17 protein-coding genes and 1 other annotated feature are annotated in these 19,286 nt (G+C 39.2%); of the genes, 14 read left to right on the top strand and 3 right to left on the bottom strand.

Annotation, left to right across the window (positions count from 1 at the left end; translation table 11 throughout):
* Nucleotides 1-12 precede the first annotated feature (12 nt).
* The 3 genes from MLOOGBEN_RS18630 to MLOOGBEN_RS18620 are packed head-to-tail and all read left to right on the top strand — an operon-like array spanning nt 13 to nt 3,236.
* Nucleotides 13-741, top strand: a complete 729-nt coding sequence (locus MLOOGBEN_RS18630; protein WP_179159785.1) for a creatininase family protein — start codon at nt 13-15, stop codon at nt 739-741.
* 25 nt (nt 742-766) lie between these two features.
* Nucleotides 767-2,290 carry an argininosuccinate lyase gene (gene argH, locus MLOOGBEN_RS18625; protein WP_179159784.1) on the top strand — a complete coding sequence of 508 codons (1,524 nt, stop codon included), beginning with the start codon at nt 767-769 and terminating at the stop codon, nt 2,288-2,290.
* Entirely contained in the window at nt 2,283-3,236 is a 954-nt protein-coding gene (locus MLOOGBEN_RS18620) for an N-acetylglucosamine kinase (RefSeq protein ID WP_179159783.1), read from the top strand. The genes argH and MLOOGBEN_RS18620 overlap by 8 nt, the downstream gene beginning before the upstream one ends.
* A gap of 415 nt (nt 3,237-3,651) precedes the next feature.
* On the opposite strand, the gene MLOOGBEN_RS18615 is transcribed toward MLOOGBEN_RS18620, so the two are convergent.
* Nucleotides 3,652-4,377 carry a hypothetical protein gene (locus MLOOGBEN_RS18615; RefSeq protein WP_179159782.1) on the bottom strand — a complete coding sequence of 242 codons (726 nt, stop codon included), beginning with the start codon at nt 4,375-4,377 and terminating at the stop codon, nt 3,652-3,654.
* Between the two features lie 110 nt (nt 4,378-4,487).
* On the opposite strand from MLOOGBEN_RS18615, the gene MLOOGBEN_RS18610 reads away from it, so the two are divergent.
* The 7 genes from MLOOGBEN_RS18610 to MLOOGBEN_RS18580 all read left to right on the top strand — a co-directional run bounded on the left by MLOOGBEN_RS18610 (nt 4,488) and on the right by MLOOGBEN_RS18580 (nt 12,191).
* Complete coding sequence (locus tag MLOOGBEN_RS18610; protein WP_179159781.1) at nt 4,488-5,243, top strand: gluconate 2-dehydrogenase subunit 3 family protein; 756 nt, start codon at nt 4,488-4,490, stop codon at nt 5,241-5,243.
* Between the two features lie 49 nt (nt 5,244-5,292).
* Nucleotides 5,293-7,008, top strand: coding sequence for a GMC family oxidoreductase (locus tag MLOOGBEN_RS18605; RefSeq protein WP_179159780.1), 1,716 nt, complete (start codon nt 5,293-5,295; stop codon nt 7,006-7,008).
* A 19-nt stretch (nt 7,009-7,027) separates the two neighbouring features.
* Nucleotides 7,028-7,219, top strand: coding sequence for a twin-arginine translocase TatA/TatE family subunit (tatA, locus tag MLOOGBEN_RS18600; RefSeq protein ID WP_179159779.1), 192 nt, complete (start codon nt 7,028-7,030; stop codon nt 7,217-7,219).
* Nucleotides 7,220-7,452: 233 nt separating this feature from the next.
* Nucleotides 7,453-8,976 carry a malate:quinone oxidoreductase gene (locus tag MLOOGBEN_RS18595; RefSeq protein WP_368737809.1) on the top strand — a complete coding sequence of 508 codons (1,524 nt, stop codon included), beginning with the start codon at nt 7,453-7,455 and terminating at the stop codon, nt 8,974-8,976.
* A gap of 177 nt (nt 8,977-9,153) precedes the next feature.
* On the top strand, nt 9,154-10,137 hold the full coding sequence (locus tag MLOOGBEN_RS18590; protein ID WP_179159777.1) for an NAD(P)-dependent alcohol dehydrogenase: 984 nt from the start codon (nt 9,154-9,156) through the stop codon (nt 10,135-10,137).
* A gap of 269 nt (nt 10,138-10,406) precedes the next feature.
* On the top strand, nt 10,407-11,675 hold the full coding sequence (locus MLOOGBEN_RS18585) for an MFS transporter (protein WP_179159776.1): 1,269 nt from the start codon (nt 10,407-10,409) through the stop codon (nt 11,673-11,675).
* A gap of 57 nt (nt 11,676-11,732) precedes the next feature.
* Nucleotides 11,733-12,191 carry a GNAT family N-acetyltransferase gene (locus tag MLOOGBEN_RS18580; RefSeq protein ID WP_179159775.1) on the top strand — a complete coding sequence of 153 codons (459 nt, stop codon included), beginning with the start codon at nt 11,733-11,735 and terminating at the stop codon, nt 12,189-12,191.
* A gap of 64 nt (nt 12,192-12,255) precedes the next feature.
* Here MLOOGBEN_RS18580 and MLOOGBEN_RS18575 read toward each other — a convergent pair whose 3' ends face one another.
* Nucleotides 12,256-12,609, bottom strand: a complete 354-nt coding sequence (locus tag MLOOGBEN_RS18575) for a DUF1516 family protein (RefSeq protein ID WP_179159774.1) — start codon at nt 12,607-12,609, stop codon at nt 12,256-12,258.
* Nucleotides 12,610-12,824: 215 nt separating this feature from the next.
* Nucleotides 12,825-13,044 (top strand) — a binding site (T-box leader).
* Nucleotides 13,045-13,099: 55 nt separating this feature from the next.
* Between MLOOGBEN_RS18575 and MLOOGBEN_RS18570 the strand changes: the two genes are divergently transcribed.
* The 3 genes from MLOOGBEN_RS18570 to MLOOGBEN_RS18560 all read left to right on the top strand — a co-directional run bounded on the left by MLOOGBEN_RS18570 (nt 13,100) and on the right by MLOOGBEN_RS18560 (nt 17,740).
* Nucleotides 13,100-14,806 (top strand): 2-isopropylmalate synthase, encoded by a 1,707-nt coding sequence (locus MLOOGBEN_RS18570; RefSeq protein WP_179159773.1) that lies wholly within the window; start codon nt 13,100-13,102, stop codon nt 14,804-14,806.
* 139 nt (nt 14,807-14,945) lie between these two features.
* Nucleotides 14,946-15,647, top strand: a complete 702-nt coding sequence (locus tag MLOOGBEN_RS18565; RefSeq protein WP_179159772.1) for a lysophospholipid acyltransferase family protein — start codon at nt 14,946-14,948, stop codon at nt 15,645-15,647.
* A gap of 278 nt (nt 15,648-15,925) precedes the next feature.
* Entirely contained in the window at nt 15,926-17,740 is a 1,815-nt protein-coding gene (locus MLOOGBEN_RS18560; RefSeq protein ID WP_179159771.1) for a LysM peptidoglycan-binding domain-containing protein, read from the top strand.
* 209 nt (nt 17,741-17,949) lie between these two features.
* On the opposite strand, the gene MLOOGBEN_RS18555 is transcribed toward MLOOGBEN_RS18560, so the two are convergent.
* Nucleotides 17,950-18,177, bottom strand: coding sequence for a hypothetical protein (locus MLOOGBEN_RS18555; RefSeq protein ID WP_179159952.1), 228 nt, complete (start codon nt 18,175-18,177; stop codon nt 17,950-17,952).
* A 176-nt stretch (nt 18,178-18,353) separates the two neighbouring features.
* Here MLOOGBEN_RS18555 and MLOOGBEN_RS18550 point away from each other — a divergent pair, with 176 nt between their 5' ends.
* A complete protein-coding gene (locus MLOOGBEN_RS18550) occupies nt 18,354-19,106 on the top strand; it encodes a hypothetical protein (protein WP_256989173.1) in 753 nt (250 codons plus the stop codon).
* Nucleotides 19,107-19,286 lie beyond the last annotated feature (180 nt).

The following is a 19,286-nucleotide window of genomic DNA, read 5'->3' as shown; positions in this document are numbered from 1 at the left end:
GGGGGGATCTCATTGAAAGCATGTGATGTTCATGGAAGAGACCTACAATCGCTTGCGCAGGCAACATTTGCTGTTGTTCCATTAGGGAGCTTTGAGTATCACGGTCCACATTCTCCTTTAGGTACGGATATTGTTTTAGCAGAAGGTTTTGCGAATTTGATTGATCCGAGCTTAGGGGGTGCCGTGTTCCCAACGGTTCCTTATACAGCCTGTCCTGGAAAAACCAACAAATATAAAGGGACCATTCCGATTCGACCAAGCATTATTCACGAATACTTGATTGATATTACGATGGGTATTATTGAACAAGGCATTAAGAAAATAATTTTATTAAATGCCCATGATGGCAATATGGGTGTTTCTCGAACAGTAGCGGAATATGTAACAGTCAAGCATCCGGATGCAAGCTTCTTATTAGTGAACTGGTGGCAAATGGTTGCGATCGATGCTGCAGAAGAAATTGGCTTTGAAGGTACAAAAGGAAGAGGACATGGAGGACCATATGAAATGTCTGCAGTTAAAGCGTTTCGGCCAGATTTGGTACATGTAATCGTTGAGGATGAAGAGTTTAAAGAGGTGCCGCCACTTTCCTCCTACCCATACATTCTTGTTGAGGGCACTCCAAAAGCTTGGGATGGTTATACAGGGCTTATTCAACAAATCTCCTATGAAAAAGGGAAGAAAATTGTTGATAAAGCAACAGCAAATATGAATGATTTAATCAAAAAATGGCTTGAATAATAAGAGACAGAAGGGATGGACCAATGTGAAAATCTCACTTCGTGAGCAAGTCTTAAAAAAAGAAGGGACAACTTTTCCTTCTAAAACCTATACATCCATGGTACTTGAACCAGCCTATGATGAAGCAAAGCAACAATTTATTGACTCAATGGTGGAAATTCATCATGCCCATTTAATCATGCTTGTAGAACAAGGGCTTGTTGGAAAAGAAGAATCAGAAAAAATTGCGAAAGCAGTTTCTAACTTAGATATGGAAGATGTCAAAAGAAGAAGCTACACTGGTGAGTTTGAGGATTTATTTTTTGAAGTGGAGCATTCTTTAATCGAAGATGCAGGGGATATTGCTGGTAACCTTCATATAGCAAGAAGCCGAAATGATATGGGGATTGCCATTTACCGTATGACATTACGGAATAAACTTTTATTATTGGTAGAAAAGGCGTTAAACCTTCGTGAGGGCCTTATCGAATTGACCGACGAGCATAAAGATACGGTGATGATTGGATATACGCATACTCAACAGGCGCAGCCAACCACATTGAGTCATTATTTAAATGCGATGACCGATATGCTTACACGTGATATCTATCGACTTCAAGCAGCCTATAAAACGGTGAATCGCAGCAGTATGGGAGCAGCAGCCTTAACAACTTCGGGGTTTCCGATTAATCGGGAACGTATGAAAGAACTCCTTGGCTTCGAGGACATGATTGATAATGCCTGGGATGCGGTTGCAGGTGCGGATTATATAGCCGAGACAGCGACTGCTGTTCAGTTATCCGCACTAAATTTAGGAAGATCCATGCAAGACTTCTTATTATGGGGGACACAGGAGTATGGTGCATTTCTTCTTTCCGCACCATATGTACAAATTAGTTCCATAATGCCGCAAAAAAGAAATCCTGTTTCGATCGAACATATGAGAGCTCTTTTATCTAGTGTAGCAGGAGATTGCCAAACAGTCTTACTCATGGTCCATAATACTCCATTTGGAGATATTGTTGACACAGAAGATGATATGCAGCCGTATATCTGGAAGGCAATTGAAAGACTTGGCGGCATTTATGATTTATTAACGTCAGTTTTACTCACGATGGAAGTCAATAAAGAAACCCTTCTGAAAAGAGCAAAAGAAAGCTTTGCGAACGTGACTGAATTGGCCGATACCATTGTCAGAAAAGATCATCTATCCTTCCGTCAGGCTCACCATGTTGTAAGTTCAACAGTGAAGGAATTAATGAAAAATGGAAAAACTTCATTAGAATCATTAACCCTGGAACTTTTGAATGAGCAATCAAAAAAAGTGGCAGGCAAGGAATCTGTTTTAACGGAAGAAGAATTACTACAATGCTTAAGCCCTGAATACTTTGTTCAAATCCGTGACCTACAAGGCGGACCAAGCCCAAGCAGGATGGAAAAAACAATCAAAGTTCGATTACAGGAACAGAAAGAGTTAGCAAATTGGTTAAATGAAAGACAAGATCACCTTACCTCGTCTGCAAGAAAGGTAAAGGAGATTATTACGAAATGGACTGGAGCGCATGAATAAGAACCCCATCAAACTGCTTGCGGTCGATGGAGGCGGGACGAAAACATTGGCTGTCCTTGTGAATGAAGACGGAAACGTCCTTGGCGAAGGTAAAGCAGGGGCTTCTAATTATCAGGTAGTAGGGGTGGAAGCTGCCAAAGGGGCGTTAATTGAAGCCATTCTTGCCGCCTTTCATGATGCTGGCGGTTTGGTAGATGTCGAAAAAGCAGTATTTGCACTAGCTGGAATTGACACGGCAAAGGATGAAAAAGTCGTAGAAGGTGTGGTACAGAGTGCAGTTAATGAATTGTTTATCGAGATTAGAAGTTTAGTAGTAGAAAATGATTGCCTATCCGCCCTATTAGGAGCTACCCAAGATAAAGCTGGCATCCTCTTAATTGCCGGAACAGGCTCAATTGTGTACGCTCATGATGGGAACAAACGAATTGTTAGATCTGGCGGATGGGGACACCGAGTCGGTGATGAAGGAAGCGGCTATTGGATTGGAAAACAAGCTATTCAGTCTGTCCTGAAAATGCAGGATGGACGTGGAGAAGAAACGCTTTTGTCTCGGCTTATATTGGATAAATTTAGTTTCGATAAAATTGATGATTTATATAATTGGACTTATAGTGATTCCTATTCTGTTGACGATGTTGGAGCCCTTGCCGCTGTAGTGGATGAAGCCTATCGATTAGGTGATGCAGTTAGTAAACGAATTTTAGATTATGCAGTGAATGAATTGATAATCCTACTAAAAACAGCAATTGTAAAAGTTGGTACCGAGCACGACGATTTTGAATTAATTTTGCAAGGCGGCGTTTTTCACTACAATGCCTATATAAAAGAACAAGTCCTAGAAAGAATTCAACAAATCACTCCAAACGTTAAAATCATCACGACTATCGAAGAACCGATTAGCTATATTATCAAGCGGGGTTTGAATTATCGTAGCAGTCAGGAGTAGGGTTGGAAAAGGAAGAATGAGGTTTATTAAACGAGTGTTTCATCGGAGTCAAGAAAACCGTGAAACACTCGTTTTTATTTAATGGCAGTGTTAAAGCTGAATGCTGATTTTACTGTGTTTGGAAAATAAGTGGAGAATTTCCGTTTAAATTGGGAAATCCCCCTATTTCCTTCATAATAAGCGGAGTTTTTCCGCTTATGGTATCCAGATCATTGGATTTTGTCTTATTTAAAGCAGTTAACCGGAATATTTCCGCTTATATCGGCTTCTTTAGGTTCCTTTATCTACAATAGCCGGAAATTCTCCGCCTATGAATGATCAACCCTACACGAAAATCAACAATGAATAATAACACAGCCTTTTTAATAATACAAACTTAGAAAAACGCAGTCATTTTAGCACTTTTCCCAACCTCTTATTTTTCCCTCGTCATTTTTACGAGTGTGATAATATCTTGTGAAACGGTATCATATGGAACGGAGTCCGCTTTTAAATTGTTTTTAATCTTTTCAATTAGGACAACTGCTTGCGGATTTGTTACCGTTAGTGTTTGGACATTACCATTGAAGACCTTGGTCATATAACTTTTTGCTTTATCCAGGTTATCATCCACATCTTGAGCAGCTGTATTGTTCATATTAGCAGTATCTTTTTTGTTTTGGTCTTTTCTAGACATTCCATCTACACCATTGAGGACATGCTCCTGCATAGAATCATATTGATTGGAAGTCACCTCTGGGGTTGCTCTTGCAAGAATGACCGTGTCATCTAAAACAAACACCTTAATCCCAGTGATACCTTCACCGCCCAATCTTGATTCAAGATGAGATGAAATCCCGCCATCATTCAAACCTGAACTTCCAATCATGCTGTATACATCTGTTCCCGCCCCATGAGAGGTTCCCCCATGTTCATCTGTTGTCTGCCTTTTTTCCCCGTTTTCACTAGGAATAATTAAGCCATCATTCATATTTCTGGTTGAAACACTTTTATCATAGACGCTTGTTTGATGAGCACTATGCGTTTCATGCTGACCTTCTTCTGCTTTAACGGATTCATCCATCATATTCTGTTGACCTGAGCATGCAGTAAGGAATAAGGCTGCACAAACAAAGGCCGCATTTTTCCAAATTTTTTTCATTATTTTCCACCTCTAAATAATAGATTTTGCGTTATTATGCCCAACATACTTTTATGTATGAATGGATTTTTTTGGGGAAATCTATCCTTAAAATGTAGGAGGTGGATTTTATGGCAGATAACTCCAACCAACAGGAAAAGAAAGAATCGCTGTCACGCCGAAAATTCCTCAAGAGTTCTGGTATTGCGGTTGGCGGATTGGCTGTAGGCGGTGCATTAGGCAGTTTACTTCCATTTAAAGACAAAACAACGAATAATCTAGATGTTAAAAACCCGCAGGTGGCTGAAAACTATACTCAGGCATTGATGTATTTTACTCAAGAGCAATTCAGAATGGTAGAAGCCGCAACGGAGCGTATTTTTCCTTCCGATGATAATGGTCCAGGAGCGAAAGATTTAGGTGTTCCCTATTTTATCGATCATCAATTGAGCGGTGACTGGGGCTTCAATGCAAGGGAATACATGCAACCGCCCTTCTTCAAAGGTGAGAAAGTCCAAGGTTATCAAGGTCGGCTTAGACGACGTGAATTATTCGATATTGGTTTACGAGAATTGCAAAATCACAGTCTAACCAAGTATAAAAAGAATTTTGTAGAACTAAGTGAAGAAGAGCAAGACGATGTTTTAACCGATTTTGCAGAGGACAAGGTTACCCTTACCACGATTTCTCCAAGCGGCTTTTTTAATATGCTGAGGAGCAGTACGTTAGAGGGTGCCTATAGTGATCCATTGTACAGCGGAAATCGAAACATGGATGGCTGGAAAATGCGGAATTATCCAGGCAGTCAAATGACCTACTATGAAATCATTGATAAAGAATTTAAGGTGATACCTCCAAAAAGTTTAAAGGACCACCTAGGACATTAATAGTACATAGGGATATTGTACGAAATCGAATATGAATGAGGTGAATGAAGTGGCAAAGAAATTACCAAAAGTTGATGTTGTTATCGTTGGCGTTGGATGGGCTGGCGGGATTATCGCGGCCGAACTGACGAAACAAGGCTTGAATTGTGTCGGATTGGAAAGAGGGAAAGAACGAAAAACTGAGGATTATTTTATGGTACACGATGAACTTCGTTATGCCTTAAGGTACGACCTGATGCAGAATCTTTCGAAGGAGACGATTACGTTCAGAGGAAATGAAAAACTCAGGGCTCTGCCAATGCGGCAATATGGTTCCTTTATATTGGGTGATGGCCTAGGGGGTGCGGGCGTTCATTGGAACGGGCAAACATACCGCTTCTTTCCTTACGATTTTGAAATTCGCAGCAAAACCATAGAACGATATGGTGAAAAAAAGATTCCTAAGGATATGACCATTCAAGATTGGGGCATTACCTATGATGAAATGGAGCCTTATTTTGATAAATTTGAAAAAATGGCGGGGATTTCAGGGGAAGAAAACCCTCTTGCCGGGAAAAGGTCCAGTCCGTATCCAACACCGCCGATGAAAACAACACCAGCACTTGAGAAATTTAGAAAGGCAGCAACCAACTTAAAACTCCATCCCTATAATCGGCCTTCCGGAAATCTTTCCGAAGCTTATACAAATCCGGATGGGGTAGCGCGTGCAGCCTGTCAATATTGTGCCTATTGTGAAAGATTTGGCTGTGAATATGGAGCAAAAGCGGATCCTGTTGTGACCGTAATTCCAGTTGCCAAAAAGACAGGGAAATTTGAAATTCGCACGCACTCCAATGTGAGACGCGTGTTGAAAACTGGGAACAAAGCAACCGGAGTCATGTATGTGGATACGACAACGGGAGAAGAGATTGAACAGCCCGCCGATATTGTTGTGTTAACAAGTTATGTTTTTAATAATGTTCGGTTATTGTTACAATCGGGTATTGGCCGTCCATATGACCCAACAACAGGGGCAGGGGTGATCGGGAAAAATTACGCCTATCAAGTTCAAAAAGGAAATGCGACTGGCTTCTTTGAAAAGGAAGAATTTAATACTTTTGCTGGCGCAGGTGCACTTGGCATGACGTTGGATGATTATAATGGCGATAACTTTGATCACTCCAATCTTAATTTTATTCATGGAGGCTCAATTGCCATTTCTCAAACCGGTTTTCGTCCGATTTCAAATAATAAGGTTCCACGAGGTACTCCGACATGGGGTAAAGAGTTTAAAGCAAATTCGGTCAAATATGCCAATCGTGTTCTATCCGTTGGCGGACAAGGCGCAAGCATGCCATTTAAGCATCATTTTCTTGACCTTGATCCTACATACAAGGATGAATTTGGCGATCCGTTAGTTCGGATCACCTATGATTTTGAAGAGCAAGATCGCCAGTTAGCCAAGTTTTTATCTGAACGTTGTGTAGAAATTATGAAAGAAATGGGTGCAGACCATATTGATACTTTGGACGAACTGGGTCCGTATGATATTACCACCTATCAATCGACCCATAACACAGGCGGTATCATTATGGGAGCAGACCCAGCCACATCTGCCGTAAATAATTATTTGCAAATGTGGGATGCTGAGAATGTCTTTGTTGTTGGAGCTACAGCGTTCGCGCATAATAGCGGCTATAATCCTACCGGCACAGTTGGGGCATTATCTTATCGAGCGGCTGAAGGGATTCTATCCTATAAGCAAAAAGGTGGGATTTTAGCATAAAGGCTATAAGGAGGAAAATATGCTATCGAATATAGGCATCCCAGGGTTAATTATCATCTTGATCATCGCTTTAATCATCTTTGGGCCTAAAAAGCTTCCTGAAATTGGGTCAGCGTTTGGAAAAACATTATCCGAATTCAGACGAACAGCCACTTCCATCATCGATGAAGAAGAAGAGGTCCTCGAAAGTGGTAAAAAACAGCAGAAATAATAGGGAGACCAAAGCCTTAACCATTGCAAAAGCTGGGTTAAGGCTTTGGTTTTTGCGTGTACCTAGAACGTGTTGAGGATTTCTTCCTTTTTAAAATCTTTTAAATAATTTATAATTATCATATAATAGTATATAATTAATATATAAATAATGTATATGGTAGTAATAGAGACAGAAAAGGTGTGTGACTCGGTCGCTCCTACCTTGGTGTGACGCTTATATTTTTTCTGCAAATTTTAGTGAAAAGGTTGATAAAAATGAGCAACGGGGAAACTAAAACAGACGTCATATTAATTGGCGCCGGAATCATGAGTGCCACTTTGGGGACGATCTTAAAAGAATTAGTACCAGATTGGGATATAAAAGTGTTTGAGAAGCTTGAAAACGCGGGAGAGGAAAGCTCTAACGAATGGAATAATGCGGGTACGGGGCATGCGGCACTGTGCGAGCTTAACTACACCACCGAAAAACCTGATGGATCTGTAGATATTAGTAAAGCGATACGTATTAATGAACAGTTCCAGGTTTCCATGCAGTTTTGGTCTTATCTAGTAAACAGCGGGCTGATAGAAAATCCGCAGGAATTTATCAGACAATTGCCTCATATGAGTTTGGTACTAGGGGAACAAAATGTGAGTTTTTTAAAGAAACGTTTTGAAGCGCTCACAAAAAATCCACTTTTCCAAGGGATGGAGTTTTCTGAAGATCCGGAAAAACTGATGGACTGGATTCCGCTAATTATGGAAGGCCGTGCATGGAATGAACCTATTGCGGCAACAAAAATTGACTCTGGAACGGATGTTAACTTTGGGGCGTTAACGCGCATGTTGTTTAACCATTTAGAGAGTAAAAATGTAGATGTAAATTATAATCATAGTGTTAATGATATCAAACGCACTAGCGATGGCTTATGGGAACTGAAAGTACAAAATCAGTTTAGCGGTACTGTCAAACGCCATACTGCAAAATTCGTCTTTATCGGGGGCGGAGGAGGAAGCCTGCATTTACTGCAAAAATCCGGTATTCCTGAAGGGAAAAATATTGGCGGTTTCCCTGTAAGCGGAATATTTATGGTATGTAATAATCCTGATGTTGTAGAGCAGCATCACGCAAAAGTATACGGAAAAGCAAAGGTCGGCGCTCCGCCAATGTCTGTGCCTCATCTAGACACAAGATTTATCGAAAATCAGAAATCTTTGTTATTTGGACCATTTGCCGGCTTCTCGCCAAAATTCTTGAAAAAAGGTTCTATGCTCGATTTAGTAACCTCCATAAAGCCGAATAATGTTTTAACGATGCTAGCTGCAGGTGCAAAAGAAATGCCTTTGACCAAATACCTGATCCAGCAAGTGATGTTATCAAAAGAACAGCGCATGGAAGAGTTACGTGAATTTATCCCAAGTGCTAATAGTGAGGATTGGGATTTAGTAGTAGCGGGCCAGCGTGTACAGGTTATTAAAGATACTGAAGCAGGCAAAGGAACTCTTCAGTTTGGTACTGAAGTCATAACTGCTTCCGATGGATCGATTGCAGCATTACTAGGAGCTTCTCCGGGTGCTTCTACTGCCGTGCAGGTAATGCTTGAAATACTAAAAAAATGCTTCCCGCAGCATATCAGTGAGTGGGAAGCGAAAATCAAAGAAATGATTCCTTCTTATGGCGTATCACTAATGAAAAATCCAGCGTTACTAAGCGAAATTCATTCATCGACTGAGCAGTCGCTCGGCCTAACAGAAAAAGAACTGGTTTACAGTTAGTTCATTAGATGCAAAAAATAATAAGCGTTTTAATCAAAAAGCAGACAGTTTGCAAGTTTTATTCACAACTTGTAAACTGTTTGCTTTTTTATTTCTTTATCAAATCTTCTCAAACTGTTGTTCTAATAAATAGTAGATACTGATATTAATAATCTATACCGAGTAGGAGGGTGATGAATGAAAGCCATTGTTTATTCAAAGTATGGTCCCCCAGACGTTCTTCAACTGAAAGAGATAGAAAAACCTATTCCCAAAGAAAATGAAATATTGGTAAAAGTAAAAGCGACAACTGTAACTGTAGCAGATATTAGGTCACGGAGCTTTACCGTTCCTCCCGCTTTCTGGCTGCCGGCACGAATATCACTTGGGTTCAAACAACCGAAAAAAGAGATATTGGGGATGGAGTTAGCTGGAGTAGTCGAGTCAGTTGGGAAGAATGTCAAAAGATTTAAGGAAGGTGATGAGGTTTTTGCAGCATCTCTAGCGGGGTTTGGTGCGTATGTTGAGTATAAGTGTCTGCCGGAAGATGGTCCTGTAAGTATTAAACCCTCCAATATCACGTACGAGGAAGCTGCGGCCATTCCAATTGGAGCACGTACAGCTTTATTTTTTCTTAGAAAAGCTAACATTCAGAAAGGTCAAAAGGTGCTGGTCTATGGTGCTTCAGGCAGTGTAGGAAGTTATGCCATACAGCTTGCCAAGTATTTTGAAGCTGAAGTTACAGGGGTTTGCAGTACGACGAATGTAGAATTGGTAAAATCACTGGGCGCTGATAAGGTAATAGATTACACGACAGAAGATTTTTCTAGTAACGGTGAAACGTATGATGTCATCTTTGAAGCCGTAAACAAGAGTTCCTTTACAGATTGTATGAAACTGTTAAAAAAAGACGGTACCTATATTAATGTCACTGAACCGCTGCCAAGTGCTAGAATGCTATGGACTCAATTGACAACCAGGAAGAAATTAATATTGAGTCGAAATTCACCTGAAACGCCAGAAGCACTAAACTTCCTTAAAGAACTAGTGGAGTCAAGGAAGCTAAAAGTCGTTATAGACCGAATCTATCCGTTTGATGAAATTGTTGAAGCTCACCAATATGTTGGGGAGGGACACAAGAAGGGAAATGTGGTCATCACTGTGGATCAGAACAAAATCTAATTGCATCGTTCCCTCATCATTGGTTATTATCAGTTTAAGGGAACGATTCTCTCAGTATCGTTCCCTCATTATTGATATTTGTCAGTTCAAGGGAACGGTTCTCACAGTATTGTTCCCTCATCTTCCTATTTTAACGACCCAAGGGCACGATTAGCCTCATTTATCAATCAATAAATAACCTTCAAGTATAGGCAGATGTTCACTAGTACAATATTCTTTAGTTTATAATGTTAGTAACATCAAAATACATACGGAAGAGGATTTTTAAAATGAACAAACAGGAAAGCAGTTATAGATGGGTCGTGTTTAGTACCGTCTTATTGGCTTACTTTATCATAATAAGCCAAAGAACTGCTCCAGGACTTATTACTGACCAATTGATGAATGATTTTCATGTTTCAGCGGCTGTTATAGGTCTTATGAGTAGTTTTCAATTTTTTGCTTATGCAGGATTTCAAATTCCGGTCGGCTTATTATCGGATAGGTATGGTCCCAATCGATTTCTTATTTTGGGCACGATTCTTACTGGAATAGGCTGCATTATTTACAATTTTTCACCAAATGAATATATATTGATTTTCTCTCGGTTTTTGGTTGGTATAGGAGATTCGATGATTTTTGTCAATCTGGTTATCATTTTGAGCCAGTGGTTTAAAGCCAACGAATTTGTAAAATTATTGGGTGTGATCTCGCTTTTTTCGAGCCTAGGCTCATTAATGGCTACTGTTCCCTTTTCTGTGTGGATTTCATTTGCAGGTTGGAGAACACCTTTTCTCACGATAGGTATCATTTTAGTATTATTATCTTATTTTCTATATACAGTGCTTGTATTGAAACCTAAAAGAATCTTTAAAGATGATATCGAAATGAAAAGGAAAAGTGCCAAAAATAAAGAAAGTGTTTGGGTGATTCTTCGCCGAACGATTGCCGCACGTCAAGCTTGGGCAACGTTTCTATGTCACTTTGGGCTAGTTGGGGCGTATGTAGGATTTATCGGTTCATGGGGAGTACCGTATGGAATCCATGTACTAGATTTATCCCGTTCAGAAGCGAGCCAGCTAATGATGTATGGTCTCTTTGGAGCCATTCTTGGCGGCCCTTTAATTAGCTGGATAACAAGCAGACTAGGGACAATGAAAAAAGTTTATACCTTTGTTCACATCGTTACCTTTTTAAGTTGGGGAGGATTGGTTCTATCAGGTGTGAACCCTTCATTTATACTAGTAGTCATTTTGTTTTTCCTCATAGGTTTTGGAAATGGTGCAAGTGCATTGACATTTGCAGTGGTGCGGAAATCCTTTCCTATTGAAGAGGTTGGGGTTGTGACAGGATTCTCCAATATGGGTGGATTTATAAGTGCTGTTTTGCTGCCGATTGTTTTCGGAAAAGTACTAGATTTTTTTCCTCAAGATTCTATCAATATTGGATATCATTATGGATTTATCATTCCTGTTCTGTTTTCTTTGATGGGAGTGGCAGGAGCCATTATGATCAAAGAGGAAAAAACCGAAGAAAAAATCATGTTAAATGCATTATAATGAATGACATAATTCGTGACTCGCACAATGCAAGAAAGGTACAAGGGGGATATATATATGAAAATGGTTGAGCTTCAAAAGGAGAATGAATTTTTGAAGGAAGGCATTGAGGTCTTTTGGAACGTTTGGGGAACTGAAGATAATTATAAGTTTTACGAGGATTGTATTCTTCATTCTGCTGAAACTTCAGAAGACCTTCCAAGATTCTATGTCGCAGTAGATAATGGAAATATTATTGGCACGTATGCTATTTTGAGAAATGATATTAATAGCCGCCAGGATTTATGTCCGTGGCTTGCATGCCTATTCGTCGATAAAGAATACCGGGGCCGAGAAATCGGCGCGAAGCTTTTGGAACACGGTTTGAGCGAGTCTGCTAGAAAAGGGTATAAGAAGCTTTATTTGACGACGGATCTAGAAAATTTTTATGAAAAATATGGTTGGTTACATAATGGATTTGCGTATGGACCAAGTGGCGGGCAGATCAAGGTTTATGAAAAAAGCACTGGCATTTAATATTGTGGATAAAAATATAAGGAGTGTTTCGTCGGTGTCAAGAACCGTGAACCACTCCTTTTTATTATTTTAATAGATCAAATCCCTGTGGGAGTGTAAATCCTAGAACAAAGAGGATAACAAAGACGATAGAAAATGCAATCCATATTAGGTCTGTTTTCTTTCCCTTTTGATTCCGGACAATCACCATTTCGAATAGACCAATCATTACTATACCGAGTATTGCCTTTAAATAGTAAGATAGCGGAATGGAATAAGCTGAAAAGAAGAGAATACAACCTGTGACGATTACGAGAATGTAGGTAGCTCGCAAAACCATATGCCATATTTTAATATTTTTACCTTTGTTTTGAAGAACAGCAATGATGATTAGAAAAATTAGCGACAAGACAAGTGATGTTAAGTGTGCATGCGTCATTTAAAATTACTCCTTTTATAAAATGAATGATTTGTTCTACAAACACTAGTCTAATAGAGAAATATAAAAGGATTCTAAACTAAGTATTAATTTTTTCTTAAATAGGTAAAGGTTCTTAAAAAAATGGTTTCGATAATTTTCAAAAATTGAACAATATGTCTTGGAAATTATCTGAATTTACTGTAAGATAGAGAAAATAATAAAATTCAAATGATGAAAACACGATGATTGGGAGTAATAAGGAATATTTATTGCCCAGAGAGCTGTCGGCTGGTGAAAGACAGTCAATAAATTCCCCAACTCGCCCAGGAGTGGTAGGGCTGATATGTAGGTCTTAACGGTTGACCGCCGTCATTAAGTCTTAAAGTGGGTTCGTTTGTTTCTAAACGAGCCAAAAAGAGTGGTACCACGAAGGCAAAGCCTATCGTCTCTTATGAGATGATAGGCTTTTTTATGTTTATAAAATTATCTGAAAAGGTGGTTGTTTTGAATGAGAAATATTGAAAAGTATTCCCGAGGATATTTTATGCCCCCAGTTAAAAGTTTGAAATGGACAGAGAAGGAATACATAACGGAGGCTCCTACTTGGTGCAGTGTGGATCTGCGGGATGGAAATCAAGCATTAGTTGTCCCTATGAGTCTTGAAGAGAAATTGGAATATTTTCAGCTGCTTTTGGAAGTAGGTTTCAAGGAAATAGAAGTGGGCTTTCCTGCTGCTTCCGAAACAGAATTTCAGTTTTTACGTACATTGATTGAACAGGATTTGATTCCAGAGGATGTTACGGTCCAAGTGTTAACACAGTCTAGAGAAGCGATTATTAAAAAGACTTTTGAAGCACTTAAAGGTGTGAACAAAGCGGTGGTGCACTTATATAATTCTACTTCAGTAGCACAGCGTGAGCAGGTATTTAAAAAATCGAATGAAGAAATTATCGATATTGCCGTAACAGGTGCTAGATTGCTTAAAAAATATGCAGCTGAGACAGAAGGGACCTTCCAGTTCCAGTATTCTCCAGAAAGCTTTACGGGTACAGAAATGGAGTTTGCACTGGAGGTTTGTAACTCGGTACTTGATATTTGGCAGCCTTCTGCTGAGAACAGGGTGATTATTAATCTTCCAGCTACAGTGTCAATGTCCATGCCACATGTTTACGCAAGCCAAATTGAATTTATGGGAGATCATCTAAATTACCGGGACAACGTCATCCTTTCTTTACACCCACACAATGATAGGGGAACCGGAGTTGCTGATGCAGAGCTGGGAATGCTTGCCGGAGCGCAGAGGGTCGAAGGTACACTGTTTGGAAATGGGGAAAGAACTGGTAATGTAGATATCGTCACGCTTGCATTAAACATGTATTCACATGGGGTTGATCCTCAGCTTAATTTTGAAAATATCCGGGAAATTATCAAGAAGTGTGAAAAATTAACAAGAATGAAAGTTCACGAAAGACATCCATATGGCGGCGACCTCGTCTTTACTGCATTCTCAGGTTCCCATCAGGATGCAATTTCCAAGGGGATGAAATGGCGTGAGGAAGAAGAACGTCAATACTGGACCGTACCTTATCTATTAATTGATCCAATGGATATTGGCAGAGAGTATGAAGGAGATATCATCCGAATTAACAGCCAATCTGGTAAAGGGGGTATTGGCTATATCCTTGAGCAGCATTATGGGCTTGATATGCCTGCAAAAATGCGTGAGAACTTTGGATATAAGGTGAAAGATGAATCTGATCGAATGCACAAGGAAATTAAGCCAGATGAAATTTATGAAATTTTCACTCATGAATATGTGAATATTAGTGCTCCGCTCACGTTTATCAATTACCGCCCTACTCAAGGCAATCATTACGAAACGATTGTATCAATCAGTATAGAAAACGAAGTGCATGAATTTACTGGTGACGGGAATGGGAGACTTGACGCCATCAGCAACATTCTTCAAAGCCAGCTTGACATCCAATTTAAAGATTTAGTTTATAAGGAGCATGCGCTAGAAAGTGGTTCCCGATCAAACGCTGTTTCTTATGTGGGTATTACTTCTATCGATGGTACTGAATATTGGGGCTGCGGGATTGACGCTGATATTATGACATCCTCTGTAAAAGCTTTGTTTAGTGCCGTTAACAACATGGTAACCACTCTCAATGTACCAATTGAAAAAGGATTGTCCTTTAATAAAAGAAGTTAAACCCGGGGTATTTAAACTACAAATTTCTCGTTGGAATAATAATAAACCTTGATATAAATCAATTAAAAAAGATAACCATTATCATACAATAGAGTGGTGATAATGTATTGGTTACTATTAAGGTGAAACGAGGAGAAATATGCGTACTTTATTATTTCAGGGATATTTGTGGGGTTATATACTAAGTAAAGCAAATAAAACATTTACGATTAATAGACTAAATAAAGCCGGTAAAAACAAGGAAAAATTAGAGCTAATTAATAAGTTAGTTTTAAAATGCACAAAAAAATTAGTTGAAATTTCAGGTGCTGAAATAACCGTAACTGGAATAGAAAATGTTCCGTTAGATGAAGCAGTATTATATGTCGGGAACCATCAAAGTAATATGGATATTCCTCTATTATATTCAACAGCTCCTCAAACGATGGCGTTTGTGGCTAAAAAGGAAATGGAGAAGATTCCTTTATTGGGTTTTTGGATGAAAGAGCGTGGCTGCGTGTTTATCGATAGGAATAACGCTCGTAGTTCCTTAAAGGCCATCAATCAAGCGATTGAAAATTTAAAAATAGGTCTGCCAATGGCCATTTTCCCAGAAGGAACGAGAAGTAGGGGACCTCAAGTTGGTGATTTTAAATCTGGAAGTTTAAGAATTGCTATTAAATCAGGAGTTAAGGTGATTCCTGTTTCCATCAAGGATTCATACAAATTGTCTGAGAAAAATGAGAAACATACCAATCCGATAGTATCAGTGCATTATTCGGAACCGATTAATTCAAAAAACTATAAAGATACAAATGAACTCGCATCAGAAGTTCTGGCACAAATAAAAAAACATTTGTGATATAGTTCGTTTTTTCCGTGGGTCCAAAATATATTCAACTATAAAAATCAGGGGGGATGTGAATTCATCTTTCCTGGTTTTATTTTGTTACTAGCAAATTAATTTAGAGGAATTGAAAAATTTCTATAGACGAAACTTTACATCCAAAGTTGAATAGAATAGGCAGGAGGGTGATTATCCAAATTATATGGTGCTCAGCAAGTAGAACAAATCATACCATCCTTTGATACAGCCAACCAAAACATAAAATGATACTTAAATAGATTGGAGGTATGTTCATGCAGTTATTTTACACAGTCCGTCATGGGGATACCCTTTATCAGATTGCGAGACGCTGGGAGTTACCGGTAGAATCGCTGATTGCAGCGAATAATCTGTCCTCGCCAAACACGATTTTTGTCGGGCAGCAGCTTTCCGTCCCTCCTGGAGTGGATGTCATTCGTGTGAAACCAGGAGATAGTGTTTATCAAATTTCACAAACCTTTGGGGTTCCAGCTTCCGTTATTATACAATCAAATCAGCTTCAGCACCCTTATGTAATCCAAACTGGTCAATTGTTGAAGGTACCGCCCGGTGTTCCTTACTATGTGGTCCAGCAGGGAGACACACTATTCCAAATCGCAAGCCATTTTAACGTAATAACAGGGGGAAGAAGCAACTTCGAGTTAATTATGAAGGTTAATAACTTGTCATCTATCGTTATTTCACCAGGGATGCAACTCATCATTCCATACGCTCCTCCTGGTGACAGAGGTTTACTTGCTTATACCTCCAATCGAAGTGGCAGTTATGATATTTGGATTTATAATCCTAGTAATGGTGTAAATGAACAGATCACTAATGGATTAGCAGAATCTTATTCGACTCCATTTTGGTCACCAGACAGCACAAAGATCGCCTTTGTTGGAAAAAGTGGAATCCTCACCATTCTTAATATAGTTGATAAAAGTATTGCGCGAATTGACCAGTTTTCTGATGGATTGGGTGTTTTTCTAGATTGGTCTCCGAATAGCCAAGAGATTGTTTATACAAAACCAAATGGGTTGGTGCTATACAATGTCAACACACATCGTGCTCGAAACCTAAATAGTAATGGTGCAACAGACGCACAATGGTTTCCAAGCGGGACTGAATTACTCTTTCAGGCAGCAGATACCAAGGGAGTAAGCCAGCTTTTTCGCATCAAAACTAATGGAACGGGGAAAGTCCAAATCACTCGAAATACAGGTGGACGACTTAATGATGTTCGACTATCTGCTGACGGTACCTATGCTTTATATACGACCCCAGGTGCTAGTATTTCCATTATTTACATTGTAAACCTTGCGACTGGAAACGTGGTAGAAGTAAAAGGAGGTCCATTAGCGAAAAATTATTTCCCAACCTGGTCACCGGATTCTTCAAGTATTGCCTATAGTGCAACTGCTTTCGAAAACATTGGATATTTCTCGCTGATTAGGACGGCTGGAAGACAAGGAATGAACGAAGTTACGAGGGCGATTTCCGATTGCTTTGCGACCCCAGTGACCTGGTCACCAGATAGCAGGAAAATTGCCTATCTTTCTGGATGTAAACAGCAAGGCAGTTCCAGTGAAATCTGGGCGGTGGATTTAACTCATCCTGTTCCGATCCAACTTGTAGAAGGCGGCTCAATTACCGCATTGCAATGGTCACCATTACCAATCCCTTTTCTCAAAAAAACATACTCCAATTCAGCCTATAAGGTTCGTTTCCAATATCCATCCCATTGGAACCGAGTGAACGATGAAAGATACGAAGGAGAGGATGGTTTCTTTCAAATTGCAGCCATAGCCTCTGACCACCCGATTGAAGTGGTTTGTCAAAATGAAGCCTTCCACCAACTCAACCCATATGGCACCCAACCAACCATTCAACACACACAAATCCAAAATCAATCATCCTGCTTCATTTATCCGTCTCAGGACCAGCCTGCGGAAATGAGAAATCAAGCAGCATTAATTGTCCAGTATCCTACATCGGTAGTAATAGAAGGAACGGAATACAATTACTTTATCCTTTGGGCAGATCAGAACCATATAAGGGAAATTAGTACATCACTTACATTTCTGTAAGATGTTATTATTAATCGGGTTGCTCTTTCTTTAGAGCAACATTTTACAACGTAAATAGTCCCCTTGTCATAAGACAGGAGGACTATTTTATCTATTATGTAATATTTTGTTTTAGCTATCATTGAGTTTTAAAAAAAAAGAACCCACTGCAACGGTTCGTTTAGTGGGCTCTAATAAAGGTATATTTCTGCTGCAAACTAGTAAATTCATTATTTCCTTTTTACTAATAGAGAATGAGCATTTCCGACTTTTTCTTCTAAATAACTTAAAGAGTATTTTCCGGAAGGGTCTGTTAAGTCACCAACAGCACGGGATAGGTTATCGATTACCATTGTTAGGAGTTCAGGCGGAATTTGGACTTCCCTCAAATTTACCTCATCCATTATTTCATGAGCGAGCCTCTGGATTTTTCGTAAGCGCATACCCTCAGATGTCATCATTTTTCACTTCCTCCTTCGATATCAGCCTGCCAAAAATATATGTGCCTCGAACAAATTCTTGCCAAAAATTTAATAATTCAATTAATTTAGTATCTGAATTTACAAAAACGATTGACATTGATAATCATTATCAATTATTATCAAATCAAATAGATTTTTTGCGGGGGATGGAAATGAATCAAATACAATCGATAACTGAAGAGAACTTAAAAGACTTCATCGCCTGTCCATATAAATTTTATTTTGAGTTTATTGAGAAGAGAAAAAAGTCGATAAACTGGAGGCAAGTCGTCCAACATGTCGTGAATAAAGTTGTGTATTCCTTTTACAAGCTTCCAGCCGAACACCGTCATTCAGGAAAAGTGTTAAGGTTGATTGATGAATATTGGAGTAAGGTTTCTCCCCGAATATTTGAATCCAGGATTCAGTATTATTTGGTCATCGCGAAGATAACAGATTATCTAATGGAAAATATCACAGCCGAATCGAAGAAAACACCACCCTTATTTTTGTTTGAAAAACTAAATACATATATCGAGGAACTGGAAGTGGACTTATCATTAACCTTTGATGTTGCAGAGTGGTCTGATTCCTCCTTTGTGATAAAAAAGTACTTAGTCGACGCTACGCCAGAAATGTTAACGCTTTACTATCATTTGTCGATCGTTTTTTCTGAAAAAGTATTGAAAAGAACCCCGAAGCGAGTAGAAGTCGTTACGCTGCTCGACGGAAAGAGGCATGTCTTCATACCAACCCCTGAAGATTTACAGGAAGGTCTTAACTATTTACAAGTCATGAAATATTCCATTGAGGACCCTTCTAACTACTTTAAGACGAGCAACGTACATGAATGCAATCTATGTCCGTTTGTTAAGGATTGTGATCACGATACACAAGAATTCAACCACAAAAAATACTTGTCGTAACAGTTGTTAAAATATCTAAACTCCCACTCAATTGAATGGGAGTTTTTTTTGTTCATCGTGAGACTAGATTTTGAATAGAGATCCCATGATATGTACAGTTTTTTGCTAAACTTTTACAATTGGGTCATGCGTTATAAATGTTTTGAATAGGATAGGAGTAATTATTCAATAGGGGTTATT

It is taken from the genome of Bacillus sp. EB106-08-02-XG196 (assembly GCF_013396335.1).
Lineage (GTDB): Bacteria > Bacillota > Bacilli > Bacillales > Cytobacillaceae > Neobacillus.
The sequence above is the reverse complement of the archived record's forward strand: the minus strand, read 5'-3'. Positions and strand labels throughout refer to the sequence as shown.